We start from the raw sequence: 14191 nt of genomic DNA on the forward strand, positions 1-14191 counted from the left end.
TAAAAAATTATCCGCAGGTAGTCTTTCCTCTGGTTATTGTTTTAAGTGAGCTGATGTATAGTGGTTCTGCGACCTCTATACATCAGCAGTCACGTTAAGAGCTACATATTTATCCTGAAAATAAACCTATCGAAGAGATGGCTCTTTACCAGGATGCATGCTCATCCAGGAAACTGGCCACCCAGAAGAAAGGCGCATTCCAGTTCACTGTAACTTCATTCATCGTCCAGGCACCGATATCATCAATCCAACAGGTTTGCCCGGTACAATTTCCTTTCAACTTGGTTGCAACCGGATCACTGAAGTCAATTGAATTTGGTCCGCCTGAGATGACACCCGGTGGGACAATGGGCAGAGCAGGATTTCCAGAATGTCCCCAGAACCGATGGTGAGGATTCATCAGCGGATTAGTGCCGTACCCTGAAACATAAGAATGATCCATTGGGTTACGTCCTAAAATATAATCCATCGAATCAGACATAGCCTGTAAATATTTTTGTGTCCTTGTCCAGTCAAAAGCAAGCCCGAGGAAGATACTGCGGTTCATCAGATTAGAGTTTGAACCCCATGGGTATTGATTTTCCTGATAAGGAATTAAATACCCCTGCGTCTTAACACTGGCTTCATAGGCATCCGCTGTCTTGAGAAGATTTGAGCGGGCTTTCTCTATGGTACTTTTATCAAGTTTATTCGGTACGAGTGCTAACGAAACCGTGCCGGCACTGCCCATCTCTGCCCATGACAGATCACTGCTTGTTGTTGGAGTGGTTAAGTAATAAGGCGATTGTTCAATTGCTGTTTTGTATTCGTCTTTACCTGTTGTGACAAACAATTCAGCGGCTGCCCAGTAGAATTCATCCCCCAGATTCGTATCACCGTAAGGGCCAGAGCCGTTAAAGTTATCGTATGCATACACATCTTTGTGAGCATTTGCTGCCAGCCATGCGCTTTCAGCTGCCGATAAACATTTGTCTGCATAAGTGGGATTCAGCGGACGCCAGATACGGGCACATTGTGCCGCTGTGGCAGCCAGATTCAGTGTTGCCGCAGTACTTGGATAACTCAGAAAGCGGGGTTGGGGATCTTCATAAGGAGGAAGAGGAACACCTGTCCATGCTGCATCGGCAATTTTATGGAAAACCATGCCGCCGGCATCGATTTCTGTCAGTTTTAAATCATACAGATGACCTGACTGATCGCCGACAGGCACCGATACTTTTTTATGTGCCGGTACTTGCATTGCCAGCATAAAGTCCATCATCCATTTGGCTTCATCAAGTAAATCGTTGTATTGGTTAGACTGCTCTGGGATCTGAACCATTCCGTCAGAAAATGCACTGATATGATTGGTTTTGTAGAGATTCTCACGTTCGTAATAATTCATCAGCGTCCAGACGGAAATTCCGCCATTTACCACATATTTTCCGTGGTCGCCGGCGTCATACCAGCCTCCGGTTACATCCAGAGAAAAATCACATCCCGGCCAGTCATTTCCCTTAGCATCGGTTTGGTTAAAACAGGTTACGATTTCCTGTGGATGACCTGCGGGGCGGGCTAAATCAGCGCGCTGAACATAGGCATCTTCAATATCAATCCCGCTGCGCTGCTGGTAGAAGAAAGACAAAGCATCATATTTCATCGTCTGGTAAATATCATGACTGATATTAAACGGATGACTTTTCTGGCCGTCTACTTCAAGGATGAGGTGTTCTTTCGGGGTTTGTACCTGACTGAAATCAGCAATCTGAACCTGTTCTCCCGAAGCACTGTTAAGACCGAAGGGGATGGTGTTACCTTCTGCAATGGTCACTCCCTGAGCATCTAACAAATGCCATTGTAACGGTGTCTGAGTTTCCGTATGAATGGTTGCCCGTTTTTTTGCATTCAACAGATAGCCTACCTGATTGAGGCGCACTGCTGAGCGCAAATCTTCTTCTTCGTGTTTCGGACCATATAAGGCGACATCACTCAGACACACGGTATTCGGCTGTTGTTTCCCGATTTGAAAAGCCAACTGTACTTTTTTATCATCGGCAGACGGTTTAATCTGAAATTCAAATGACTGAACGGTGTTATTTAGGGACAGCATCTGATCCAGATAGTTGGTGTAGGGCTGACCATCGTGCTGAATAACAGCTTTCAGACTGGCTGCATTTTGGGACATCGCATTAAATTGCAGGGTATAAGTCTCATCTTTAAGTAATTTCAGGTTCGCCTGACCTAAAGTAACATCCCACAGATTTTCCCCGCCATCGGTGAATGTGATACATCCCATCTGTTTCTGAGTACTGAAGGTGCCTCCATCTACCCACCAGCCACTGTCTCCTCCCTGAAAGTCACCATTAACCAGAATGTTTTCTACTGAATTTTCTAGATTCTGTATGCTTTTCAGATCTGGTGAATTTTGTGCTGCATAGCTTTCATTCACACCAATCAGGCTGCAAATAATTGCAGCTAATATAGTTAGTTGAGTTTTTTTCATCTAAGCCTCTAATATATCAATGCTACTGTAAACATAACTTTGTCAGTTAATAATTGTTCTTAATATTTGAAACAATTTTAAATCAGATACAATGAATTATTTTAGCTCAACCTGTTCAAGATGAATTTTTGATATTTATGAACAAGGTTCAATATATAAATATCTTGATTATCTCTAATATCAATAAAAATACATTTGGGTAAGGTTGCTTCTGCAATCACCGAAGGGAGGTCTAACTATGTATCTGCCTTAGCAGACCTTGATAGTGTCACTATTAATGTCACTTTAAATTGTGGATTTCATGAGATGATACACAAGATAGTAAAGCCTACAACAACAATTCCTACAATTAGAAATATCTGATTTGTTAACCTCATTTTTACACATCGATATAAAAATGATTAACTTGTTTAGGCTGTGTTTATTGTCTTAAGTTTTTAATGTTTTATAAATTTTCAAAATACATTTGTTCATGATCTGTTGCGATACAAAACTATTGACTGTGGCAATATTTTTAGATTATAGAGTAATTTGACATACTGAAAGTCTGCCTGGCTTCACTCTAAGTTAGGTTTTTATTGGTTGGTGTTTTTTAATTTATTGAAATATATCATTGATATTTATCTTGCCTGTAACTTGTTGAAATATAAATAATATTCTGATTTTCTATAGGAGGTTTTAAGTCTTAAGTTATTTCTATTAGTCAGTATTCTTGCGAATATTTAATAGACTAGCTACCTTAAATTATTTTACAAAAGTGAGATACTCTTCAAAAAATCATGCTGTAATTATCTTGGTGACATATTAGATATAATAAATATGTGACAATTTCTATATTTTTAAAGTTAAAAGTAAAACGCTATTTCATTTTTGTTGATCATCTGGTTCTTATGTGCTTATTATCTCAATGGGAAATGATTTTGAGATATTAGTCTGCATCAGTAGCAGGCAGTTTTGTTGTCGTTACTGATGGACATACCGAAAGCTTTACATCATGTGTTAACTGAAAAGGAACCATAACTGTGAAAGTTTACAATGTTAGAAATAAGCATATTTTGCTTGCTGGTGTGATGGGCTCTATGATGATCAGCGGACAGATATATGCAGCAGATTACTGTACGGATCAACCAGTAAGTGGGATTGTGTATAAAATTGTCAGTGCTGGGGTTGATAAGCTAGTAGCAGCGGAATCAACTGCCAAAAAAGCCAATGTAGTATCCCAAAAAAATACTGGTAGTGACTCTCAACGATTTATATTGAATCAGCAAAGCAATGGCTATTGGGCGATTCAGGCTTCCAATACGTCTTATGCTGCAACAGTGGAAGGCGGCTCAAAAAGTAACGGCGCTACTGTTCAACAAAAGCCCTACAGCAGCTCGTTAAGTCAGGAGTGGCAACTGGTTCAGATTACATCCGGTACTTATCAGGGAACTTATAAGATTATCAATGCTAATTCGGCGTTGCTGCTGACCGTCGCCGGTTCCGCGGAAGGGGCTGATATTTATCAAAACAAAGATGCGGGTGGCAGTTCTCAACGTTGGTGGCTTGAGCCTGTGACAAGAACCTGTGGTTCTTCAGGTTCAGGTTCTGGCAGCTCTTCATCTGCTGATATTTCAAGTTCTTCGGCTGCTCCTACCGCTGCTGCAGCCAGGAGTGCGGGAGCAAACACTGAACCATTAACGAATGGTTATCCTTCGTTTATTAAGCATGTTAATTCTAATGCAACGGTTGTTTCCACTCTGGCTGGTTTACTTGCTGCTATCGACGATGCAAGTGCTGGGGATGTTATCTATATTCGAGGAGGCACATACTATCCTTCAGAGACAATAAAGATCCAACATAGTGGTAGCTCGTCGAAAGCGATTGTGCTGAGTGCTTACCCAGGTGATGCACGGCCTGTTTTTGATTTCTCTGCAATGTCAGAAAAAAGCTCAAACCGCGGTTTCCAGCTGAATGCGAACTATTGGCACCTATATGGCTTCGATATCAAAAAAGCGGGTGATAATGGTATGTACCTGACAGGGTCACACAATACCATCGAGTTCATGAAGTTTTATGAGAACTCAGATACCGGTCTGCAAATCAGTAGCGGGGCCGCTTACAACTTCATCAAGAACTCTGATTCTTACTACAATGCGGACTCAACACTCGAGAACGCGGATGGGTTTGCTGCGAAGCTAACTGTGGGAACCGGAAACTACTTCTATGGTTGTCGGGCATGGAACAATCTGGATGATGGTTTTGATGGTTACCTACGTGATAACGGTAGCTCCATTACCACAACCCTGGAATACACTTGGATGATTAGAAATGGTTATCAGAAGAATGGTGTGAAAGGGGCTGGTGATGGTAACGGCTTTAAAACTGGCGGTAGTGATGGCAAAGATTTAGCCCATAACGGTCTTTATATTAATACTATTTCTGCTGGTAATACCGCGGATGGTTATGACCAAAACAGTAATCGGGGAACCGTCACAATCTACAATGCGATTGCTTTTGGTAATGATCGAAACTTTGGTTTAGGCGATGGCAGCTCACGTCAACTGAAAAAGCTGACTGTCAAAAACAGTATCTCTCTGGATAGCGGTAAGAGCGATAAATTTGGTGCCAGTTCAACCAGCATCAGCAACAATAGCTGGCAGAACGGTATTTCGTTTTCATCGTCTGACTTCTCAAGTGTCAACATCAATGATCTACTGGCAGACCGTCAAAGTGATGGTAGCTTACCTGTTGTTAAGTTCTTCCATCTAAAATCAGGTAGTAAACTAATTGATGCAGGGACAGATGTTGGTCTCGATTACAATGGCAGAGCGCCTGATTTAGGTTCGTTTGAATCAAAATAAGCTAAGCGTCACAACTGTATGATATGCTGTTTAATCCGGGTATCGTTGATATCCGGATTGTTTTTTGTGAAGCAAGCTTGATGTTGTTCCATAAACATCCACAAGTGTATTGATAGGTCAGTGTTACTATTAATGTTGCTTTAAATTGTGGATTTTAGGAAACTCCTAAGACGCTAGGGTTTCATAATTTATTGATATTTAATGAATTGTATAAATAAAAAAGACCGCAGTATATTACTGCGGTCTTGAATATGGTGGGCCTTCCGGGACTTGAACCCAGGACCTGCCGATTATGAGTCGGATGCTCTAACCAACTGAGCTAAAGGCCCCTTGAGACGGACGATTATAGGGGATACGCCCGGTGGTGTCTAGCCTCAATGATGGCTAAATATGCTTATATTTTATTCACTTAAATCGTTGATAATAAAAAAGGTGAGCTAATGCTCACCTTTTGTACGACTGATTTGAATCTTATTACTCATCCAGGAAGCTACGTAGTGTTTCTGAGCGGCTTGGATGGCGCAGTTTACGTAGTGCTTTCGCTTCGATCTGACGGATCCGTTCACGAGTTACATCAAACTGTTTACCGACTTCTTCCAGAGTGTGGTCTGTGTTCATGTCGATACCAAAACGCATCCGCAGTACTTTTGCTTCACGTGGCGTCAGACCTGCCAGAACATCACGGGTTGCTGCTTTCAGACTGGTCGCAGTCGCTGAGTCGATTGGAAGATCCAATGTGGTATCTTCGATGAAATCGCCCAGATGAGAATCTTCATCATCGCCGATTGGTGTCTCCATGGAGATCGGCTCTTTGGCGATTTTCAGCACCTTGCGAATTTTGTCTTCAGGCATCTGCATCCGTTCTGCCAATTCTTCCGGAAGTGGCTCCCGACCCATTTCCTGAAGCATCTGACGTGAGATACGGTTCAGTTTATTGATTGTTTCGATCATGTGCACAGGGATACGAATCGTTCTGGCCTGATCTGCAATAGAACGGGTAATCGCCTGACGAATCCACCATGTAGCATAAGTCGAGAACTTATAACCACGACGGTATTCGAATTTATCTACCGCTTTCATCAGACCGATATTCCCTTCCTGAATCAGGTCAAGGAACTGCAAACCACGGTTGGTATATTTCTTCGCAATCGAGATAACCAGACGCAGGTTAGCTTCAACCATTTCTTTTTTCGCCCGGCGCGCTTTCGCTTCACCGATAGACATCCTGCGGCTGATATCTTTGATACGAACAACCGTGAGAGAAGTTTCATCTTCAATCGCTTTCAGCTTTTGGATGGAACGACGAATATCTTCTTCGCTTCTGCGGATTTTATCAACATAAGGTTTGTCTGATGCGAGAACGTTGTCCAGCCAGTTTTCATCAGATTCATGTCCGGTAAACACAGCAATAAATGCTTTTTTCGGCATTTTTGCATGTTCGACAACATGTTTCATGATCAGGCGTTCTTGCGTCTTGACCCGATCCATTGAGCCGCGAAGTGTTTCGACCAGATTATCAAACTGTTTTGGCGTCAGGCGGAACTCACGGAACGCATCCAGAACAAGCTCAGAAGCTTGTGATGTTTGCTCATTCGCTTCGCCAAACTCATTCAGTGCTAACTGGTAATCACGATATTTGTTGCGAAGATTGTTGAACTTCTCTTGTGCGAGCTCCGGATCGATACCGACATCTTCGTCGCTATCATCGTTATCATCATCGCTATCGCCATCTTCGTCTTCATCCTCTTCATCTTCATCATTGTTTTTAGAAGAGAGAGGCATGTCTTCGTCTTCCAGATCGACACCGGTCAGTTCCGAGCCAATGTGGGTTGCAGTTGGCGATGCTGTCTCATCGGCATCTGGATCGACAAAGCCTGAAATCAGATCGGTCAGTCTTAACTCTTCAGTTTCAACTTTATCGAATTGTTCCAGGATATAAGGAATTGTCCCTGGGTATTCGGCAACAGCGCTTTGAACTTGGTTAATCCCTTCTTCAATGCGCTTTGCAATATCGATTTCACCTTCACGAGTGAGAAGTTCGACGGTTCCCATTTCACGCATATACATACGTACAGGGTCTGTCGTACGACCAATTTCACTTTCAACACTGGACAGAGCTGCTGCGGCTGCTTCTGCAACATCTTCATCCGTAATGGTCGTGTCGTCGTTCAGAGCCAGATCATCGGCGTCAGGTGCGGTTTCTACCACCTTGATGCCCATGTCGTTAATCATCTGAATAATATCTTCTACCTGCTCAGAATCTACGATTTCTGCAGGGAGGTGGTCATTGACTTCGGCGTAGGTCAGATAGCCTTGTTCTTTGCCCTTAAGGACAAGTGATTTAAGCTGTGACTGCGGATTTTGATCCATAGACGGTATCCAACTTCATTTCTGGTGACGGAATTAGTATGCGAAATGCAAACCACGTATTTTAACAAATTAATCATTTGTTGGCTATTAAATATAAGGGTTACGCTTTTAAATCTAGCATCAATGCCAGCAGCTCCCGCTTTTCGTCAGTTGATAAACCAACGCTTCGTTCTTTCGCCTGCAGATTTTCAATTTGTTTTTCAACGCACTGGGTAAATATTTTATCCAATGAGTCTAAAAATATTTCTTCTTGGTTGTCTTCTACCAGGGGAATATCCCAGCTAGCAAGACGTGACAGAAGCGATTCATTTTGATGGCCCCGCCAGTTTTCAAGTAACTGACCAGTAGTAACATTGGGGTAATTTCGACATTTTTCAAGTACCTCCACAAATAAGCTCAGACCAGGAATATCAAGCGATTCGATACTTGAAAGATCCGGTACACTATGAGCATAGTTCGGATTCTGCAGAAGCAAAGCGATAACTTCCCTCATCGGTGTTCGCTTCATTTCTGTTTGTGGGCGGATTGATGGTTTTTGTTCCGAAATTTGCTTTTTATTCAATGCAGCCTGAATCACACTCGCGTTCAGCCCAGTACGCAACGACAATTCTTCCCACAGATAAATTTTCAGCGCATCATCCTGAACCTGATTAATCAACGGTTCCGCCAGATGAACAACGCGAAATCTTCCTTCCCGGCTACTGTTGTCAACCACCCGTTCCATTAAACCCTGAAAAAGAAAATCAGAGAAAGCCATCGCCTGCTGGACCTGTTGTTCAAATGCTTCGGTTCCGTTCTGACGGATATATGAATCCGGATCTTCTTTGTCCGGTAAAAACATAAACTTCAGCGTTTTATTACCGCTGAGCAGTGGCAGAGCATTCTCTAACGCCCGCCAGGCTGCCTGACGTCCTGCATTGTCACCATCGTAGCAGCAGATGACTGCATTGGTTTGACGGAAAAGAATCTGTAAATGGTCGTTAGTTGTTGATGTGCCCAGTGAAGCTACCGCATAGTCCACACCATACTGCGCAAGAGCAACCACATCCATGTAACCTTCTGTGACCAGAATTTTCGATGGTTCCCGGTGTGCCTGAAGAACTTCATATAAACCGTATAGCTCTTTTCCTTTATGGAAAATATCGGTTTCCGGTGAATTCAGGTATTTCGGGGTGCTATCACCTAAAACCCGGCCACCGAAGCCGATGACTCGCCCTCTGCGATCCCGGATGGGGAACATTACTCGCCCCCGGAAACGGTCATAGCGGCGTCCGTTATCGTTTTCAACTAACATTCCCGCAGCACTGAGCATTTGCTCCGATTCGGGGAATTGTGCAAAATTTTTATGGATGAGATCCCATTCGTCAGCCACATAACCGATACCGAATTTCTGGACGATATCTTTAGAAAGTCCCCGTTTTTTCAAATAATCGATGGCAACTTTGCTGGTTGGTTTTCTGAGTTGATGACGATAGAAATGGGAAATTTGTTCCATCAGATCGTATAACGTACGTTTCTGTTCTTTCCGTTCCTGAGATTTTTTTGCATCAAACGGCGTCGCCCCTTTTTCTCTTGGGACTTCCAATCCAAGTAAGCTGGCAAGTTCTTCAATCGCTTCAACAAACTCGAGACGTTCATATTCCATCATAAAATCGATGGCATTACCGTGTGCACCACAACCGAAACAGTGATAGAACTGTTTGTCTTGGCTGACACTGAAAGATGGGGTTTTCTCGTTATGAAAAGGACAACAGGCGGTGTAGTTTTTGCCCTTTTTTTTAAGTTTTACGCGAGCGTCAATAACATCGACAACATCCAGCCGAGCAAGCAGATCATTGATGAAATTTCGAGGAATATACCCAGCCATAAAACCTGATAGCTAATTTACATGTTAGCGTGTATACAAACAAGCCGTGCTCCATAGGATAGCACGGCTTGCTGTTTAGGAGGACAGGATTAAGTGAGCTTGGATTTTACCAATCCGCTGACTTTTCCCATATCTGCACGCCCTTGAATTTGCGGTCTCAGGATGGCCATTACTTTACCCATATCCTGCATGCTTTGAGCACCGGAAGCAGTAACAGCATCATCGATGAGCTGTTGGACTTCGTCATCAGTGAGCGGCTGAGGCATAAACTCCTCTAACACGGTGATCTCACCGCTTTCCGCATCTGCTAAGTCCTGACGTCCCGCTGATTCATATTGAGCGACAGAGTCGCGACGTTGTTTCACCATCTTTGTCAGAACTGCAACAATGTCATCGTCGTTTAGCGTAATTCGCTCATCGACTTCACGTTGTTTGATTTCTGACAAGGCCAAACGAATAGTGCCAAGGCGCGCTTTGTCCTTGGCTTTCATCGCAAGTTTTTGCTCTTCTTTGAGTCTGTCAATCAGAGCCATAACTCATTCCTTTCTGGAGGAGTTATTAGTACAGGCGAACGCGACGAGCGTTTTCGCGAGCTAGCTTTTTAGCGTGACGCTTCTGAGCAGCTGCTTTAGCGCGTTTGCGAACTGTAGTTGGTTTTTCATAGTGCTCACGACGACGCACTTCAGAAAGAATACCTGCTTTTTCGCAAGAGCGCTTAAAACGACGCAGAGCTACGTCGAACGGTTCGTTTTCACGTACTTTAACTACTGGCATATGCCTTTCACCTCAGGGGATATTCGTTAAGTCTGGTCTTTCTTGTCCGGAGTTTTTCCGGTACTTACCAGCACAATCAAAAATGGTGCGGAATTTTAATCCGAATGGAAAGACTTTGTAAAGTACTTTATGGGTGAATCTCTGTACAAAGTTTGTGTGTCACCCGAAGGCAGGGTAACATGACGCCAATTTTGATGTCGAGATGGAAGTTTTCCGGAAAATTATGCGCGTATTAGGTATTGAAACCTCTTGTGATGAGACGGGTATTGCAATTTACGATGACGAAAAAGGCTTGCTGGCTCACCAGTTGTACAGCCAGATTAAACTTCATGCTGATTATGGCGGTGTTGTTCCGGAGCTGGCCTCAAGGGATCATGTAAAAAAAACGATACCGCTGATTCAGGCTGCGATGGTTCAGGCGGAGTGCAAACCAGAAGATATTGATGGTGTTGCTTATACTTCCGGGCCCGGGTTGGTCGGAGCGCTGCTGGTCGGTGCGACAATCGGGCGTAGTCTGGCTTATGCCTGGAATGTCGCTGCTGTGCCGGTCCATCATATGGAAGGCCATCTGCTTGCTCCGATGCTGGAAGAGAATCCTCCTGAATTTCCTTTTGTTGCGGTATTGGTCTCTGGCGGACATACCATGATTGTTGAAGTTAAAGGCATTGGTGAATACCGTATTCTCGGTGAGTCGATTGATGATGCAGCCGGAGAAGCTTTTGATAAGACGGCGAAACTGATGGGGCTGGATTATCCGGGTGGTCCTTTATTGGCTCGTCTGGCTGAAAAAGGGACTCAGGGGCGGTTTCGTTTCCCTCGACCGATGACTGACCGGCCAGGACTGGATATGAGTTTTTCCGGGCTGAAAACTTTTGCGGCCAACACGATTGCTGCACATGGGGATGATGAACAGACACGAGCTGATATTGCATATGCTTTTCAGGAAGCGGTTTGTGACACTCTGGTCATTAAATGTCGGCGGGCTCTGGAGCAAACCGGTCTGAAACGAATCGTGATTGCCGGAGGTGTCAGTGCCAATCAGCGTTTGAGAGAGGATTTGGCACAACTGGCTCAAAAAGTGGGTGGTGCTGTTTATTATCCGCGAACTGAGTTTTGTACCGACAATGGTGCAATGATTGCGTATGCCGGTATGCAAAGGCTTAAAAATGGTGAAGTGTCGGGGCTTGCTGTTCAGGCGACACCTCGCTGGCCTATCGATCAGCTTCAGGCTGTTCGGTCATCATAGTTGAATGAAAGAACAATTCGCTAATCATCTGAATGTTTTCGCTGAAATTGTATTTTTAGATGAGCGGGGCATAGTTAGTCAGCAGCATAAACAATAACAAGAAGGTAAGGGGAGATGATGCAGTCATTTACACTCGGTGGTAAAAGCATGTGTTACAGTGATGTCGGAACGGGTGAAGTGTTGGTGTTTGGCCATAGTTATTTATGGGATAGCCAGATGTGGCAGCCACAGATTGAAGCATTGTGCCAGAATTATCGATGCATCATTCCTGATTTATGGGCGCATGGTCAATCAGACTCTGCACCCGAATCAATGCATACACTCCGGGATTATGCCGGACACATTCTGGCTTTGATGGATCATCTGGGCATTGAATCATTTTCTGTGATCGGACTTTCTGTCGGTGGTATGTGGGGAGCCGAACTGGCATTGCTTGCTCCGGAGCGAATGAAAGCTCTGGTTATGATGGATACTTTTATCGGGCTGGAGCCCGAGATCACCCATGCGAAGTATTTTGCAATGCTGGATGCAGTGATTGCAACTCAGTCTTTTCCTAAACCGATTATTGAACAGGTCGTGCCGATGTTCTTTTCTGATCGTACTTTGCAGCGGTCACCGGAAGAGGACTTTGTTGCCGCTTTTCGGACTTTCCTGACTGAAACCGGGGGACAGCAAGCGGCAGACATCGGGCAGATAGGCAGGATCGTTTTTGATCGCCGCGATCTGTTTGATGATGTTGAAAAACTAAACTTGCCTGTTTTGATCATGGTCGGAGAAGATGATAAACCTCGTCCGGTTCTGGAATCACAGCTGATGTTGGATGCAATTTCCGGTAGTCGGCTGGTTGTTGTGCCTCAGGCCGGTCATATCAGTAATCTGGAACAGCCTGGATTTGTGACTCAGGCATTGAGTGATTTTCTTTGCTCTTTAAATTGTTAAAAGGGCAGTACGGGACACATGACTTTGAAAAGTGATGTGTCTTTTTACTTTTATTGCGAAGATTCTTTCTCACCGACTTTGGGCTCAGTTCCATTGAACAGACGTTTTATATTTTCCTGATGCCGGAAGACGATCAGACAGCACAGCATAGCAACAGGCAACGTGTAATGTGGCTTGACCATCCAGGTGTAAAATGGAGTCAACAATACCGTTACCAATGCAGCCAGAGACGAATAACGGGAAATCACAATTGTCGCCAGCCAGGTAGCGATGATAAAACCCGTCAAATCCAGCCCTATCGGTGCGATTGCTCCCAGTGCAGTTGCGACGCCTTTTCCACCTTTAAAATGAAAGAAAATCGGATAGATGTGCCCAAGGCATGCAGCAATGGCTATAATTCCGAGAAGAAATGGTTCAATGCCCAGAAAATAACTCCCCCATACAGGAATCATCCCTTTGAGCATATCGCACAACAGGACAATCACTGCGGCTTTTTTTCCGCCGACTCGTAAAACGTTGGTGGCACCCGGATTATGGGAGCCGGCGTTTCTTGGATCGGGGAGCCGGAATATACGACACACGAGCACTGCACTTGAAATAGAACCAAGTAAGTAAGCTGAAATAATGATAACAAGTGTCAATGGAGTCATTTGAGCCCTGAGTGTGTGCGGGTGAAAGAGCGTAGTTATAACTATAAAAAATCTATATTAATTTCACATATTAAGATCATTTAAGTATATGATAACCATTATGACATAATACGATTTTTTATCTCAATTGGGTATCCGGTCCGCGATAGAAAAATGATGAGAAGATTTATGGATAAAGTGTTTATAGAACAGTTGGTTGTTGTGACTACGATCGGTGTTTACGATTGGGAACAGCAAATAAAGCAGAAATTAGTTTTTGATATTGAAATGGCTCATGATAATCGCCCGGCCGGAAAGAGCGATGATGTATCGGATGCTCTGGATTATGCCCAGGTGAGTCAACAAGTGATTCAACATGTTGAAAATGGAAGTTTTTTATTGATTGAGCGTGTGGCTGAAGAAGTTGCAGACTTAATTATGACGACTTTCTCCGTTCCGTGGCTCAGGATTCGCCTGACGAAGCCGGGGGCTGTTCCTCAGGCCGGAGGTGTTGGAGTCGTGATTGAAAGAGGTCAGTTATGATTCCGGTTTATGTCGGTATCGGTTCGAATATTGACCGGCATAAGCATGTAGAAGCCGCTGTGAGTGAACTGGAGAAGATGGGAGAAGATTTGCGTCTTTCGACTATTTATGAGTCTCCGTCTCAAGGGTTTCAGGGCGGAGCATTTTTCAATCTGGTGATTGAACTGAAGACCTCACTGTCTCTGGAAACATTTGCTTCAATGTTAAAGGACATTGAGATACGTTGGGGACGAAAACCCGATGCACGTAAGTTCCAGGACCGAACTCTGGATTTGGATATCATTCTGTTTGGTGATGTGGTGAGTTCCGAATCTCCTCAGTTACCCCGTCAGGATATCTATAAGTATCCGTTTGTTATTCAGCCACTTTTTGAACTATGTCCGGATCTTCTTCTGCCGGGGGATGGGCGAAGCGTTCGGCAAATTTGGCTTAAGGCTGACAATTTGGAAGTTCTGAAGCCTGTAAAATCTTGGTTTATCGAAAAATAATAAAGAGTAA

General features: G+C 44.0%; 11 protein-coding genes and 1 tRNA gene. 5 read left to right on the plus strand and 7 right to left on the minus strand.

Annotated features, from left to right (window positions below; translation table 11 throughout):
- Positions 1-145 precede the first annotated feature (145 nt).
- The gene (locus tag OCU74_RS03190) at positions 146-2482 is read right to left on the minus strand and encodes a glycoside hydrolase family 9 protein (protein WP_200807686.1); all 2337 of its coding nucleotides are present in this window, start codon (positions 2480-2482) and stop codon (positions 146-148) included.
- 1022 nt (positions 2483-3504) lie between these two features.
- On the opposite strand from OCU74_RS03190, the gene OCU74_RS03195 reads away from it, so the two are divergent.
- A complete protein-coding gene (locus tag OCU74_RS03195) occupies positions 3505-5325 on the plus strand; it encodes an RICIN domain-containing protein (RefSeq protein ID WP_200807687.1) in 1821 nt (606 codons plus the stop codon).
- Positions 5326-5577: 252 nt separating this feature from the next.
- Here the strand turns inward: OCU74_RS03195 and OCU74_RS03200 are convergent.
- The 5 genes from OCU74_RS03200 to rpsU form a co-directional block, all read right to left on the minus strand.
- Positions 5578-5654: transfer RNA gene (locus tag OCU74_RS03200), tRNA-Ile, on the minus strand.
- A gap of 145 nt (positions 5655-5799) precedes the next feature.
- The gene (rpoD, locus tag OCU74_RS03205; protein ID WP_087480220.1) at positions 5800-7695 is read right to left on the minus strand and encodes an RNA polymerase sigma factor RpoD; all 1896 of its coding nucleotides are present in this window, start codon (positions 7693-7695) and stop codon (positions 5800-5802) included.
- A 100-nt stretch (positions 7696-7795) separates the two neighbouring features.
- A complete protein-coding gene (gene dnaG, locus OCU74_RS03210) occupies positions 7796-9562 on the minus strand; it encodes a DNA primase (protein WP_087480221.1) in 1767 nt (588 codons plus the stop codon).
- 89 nt (positions 9563-9651) lie between these two features.
- The gene (locus tag OCU74_RS03215; protein ID WP_087480222.1) at positions 9652-10095 is read right to left on the minus strand and encodes a GatB/YqeY domain-containing protein; all 444 of its coding nucleotides are present in this window, start codon (positions 10093-10095) and stop codon (positions 9652-9654) included.
- A 25-nt stretch (positions 10096-10120) separates the two neighbouring features.
- Positions 10121-10336 carry a 30S ribosomal protein S21 gene (gene rpsU / locus OCU74_RS03220; protein WP_001145625.1) on the minus strand — a complete coding sequence of 72 codons (216 nt, stop codon included), beginning with the start codon at positions 10334-10336 and terminating at the stop codon, positions 10121-10123.
- 223 nt (positions 10337-10559) lie between these two features.
- Between rpsU and tsaD the strand changes: the two genes are divergently transcribed.
- Together tsaD and OCU74_RS03230 are read left to right on the plus strand one after the other, a co-directional pair.
- Entirely contained in the window at positions 10560-11582 is a 1023-nt protein-coding gene (gene tsaD, locus OCU74_RS03225) for a tRNA (adenosine(37)-N6)-threonylcarbamoyltransferase complex transferase subunit TsaD (protein WP_087480722.1), read from the plus strand.
- 117 nt (positions 11583-11699) lie between these two features.
- Positions 11700-12521 carry an alpha/beta fold hydrolase gene (locus OCU74_RS03230; RefSeq protein ID WP_087480723.1) on the plus strand — a complete coding sequence of 274 codons (822 nt, stop codon included), beginning with the start codon at positions 11700-11702 and terminating at the stop codon, positions 12519-12521.
- A 50-nt stretch (positions 12522-12571) separates the two neighbouring features.
- Here OCU74_RS03230 and plsY read toward each other — a convergent pair whose 3' ends face one another.
- Positions 12572-13171 carry a glycerol-3-phosphate 1-O-acyltransferase PlsY gene (gene plsY / locus OCU74_RS03235; protein WP_087480223.1) on the minus strand — a complete coding sequence of 200 codons (600 nt, stop codon included), beginning with the start codon at positions 13169-13171 and terminating at the stop codon, positions 12572-12574.
- 168 nt (positions 13172-13339) lie between these two features.
- Between plsY and folB the strand changes: the two genes are divergently transcribed.
- Both folB and folK read left to right on the plus strand, forming a co-directional pair.
- Complete coding sequence (gene folB, locus OCU74_RS03240; RefSeq protein ID WP_087480224.1) at positions 13340-13693, plus strand: bifunctional dihydroneopterin aldolase/7,8-dihydroneopterin epimerase; 354 nt, start codon at positions 13340-13342, stop codon at positions 13691-13693.
- On the plus strand, positions 13690-14181 hold the full coding sequence (gene folK / locus OCU74_RS03245) for a 2-amino-4-hydroxy-6-hydroxymethyldihydropteridine diphosphokinase (RefSeq protein ID WP_087480225.1): 492 nt from the start codon (positions 13690-13692) through the stop codon (positions 14179-14181). Before folB ends, folK begins: the two co-directional genes overlap by 4 nt.
- The last annotated feature ends 10 nt before the right edge of the window (positions 14182-14191 follow it).

This window comes from Vibrio mangrovi, assembly GCF_024346955.1.
GTDB classification, from domain to species: domain Bacteria; phylum Pseudomonadota; class Gammaproteobacteria; order Enterobacterales; family Vibrionaceae; genus Vibrio; species Vibrio mangrovi.

Coding starts and splice junctions, on each gene's coding strand:
- OCU74_RS03230 (WP_087480723.1), top strand. CDS start 11,700: ATGCAGTCATTTACACTCGGTGGTAAAAGCATGTGTTACAGTGATGTC.
- tsaD (WP_087480722.1), top strand. CDS start 10,560: ATGCGCGTATTAGGTATTGAAACCTCTTGTGATGAGACGGGTATTGCA.
- folB (WP_087480224.1), top strand. CDS start 13,340: ATGGATAAAGTGTTTATAGAACAGTTGGTTGTTGTGACTACGATCGGT.
- folK (WP_087480225.1), top strand. CDS start 13,690: ATGATTCCGGTTTATGTCGGTATCGGTTCGAATATTGACCGGCATAAG.
- plsY (WP_087480223.1), bottom strand. CDS start 13,171: ATGACTCCATTGACACTTGTTATCATTATTTCAGCTTACTTACTTGGT.
- rpsU (WP_001145625.1), bottom strand. CDS start 10,336: ATGCCAGTAGTTAAAGTACGTGAAAACGAACCGTTCGACGTAGCTCTG.
- rpoD (WP_087480220.1), bottom strand. CDS start 7,695: ATGGATCAAAATCCGCAGTCACAGCTTAAATCACTTGTCCTTAAGGGC.
- dnaG (WP_087480221.1), bottom strand. CDS start 9,562: ATGGCTGGGTATATTCCTCGAAATTTCATCAATGATCTGCTTGCTCGG.
- OCU74_RS03215 (WP_087480222.1), bottom strand. CDS start 10,095: ATGGCTCTGATTGACAGACTCAAAGAAGAGCAAAAACTTGCGATGAAA.
- OCU74_RS03190 (WP_200807686.1), bottom strand. CDS start 2,482: ATGAAAAAAACTCAACTAACTATATTAGCTGCAATTATTTGCAGCCTG.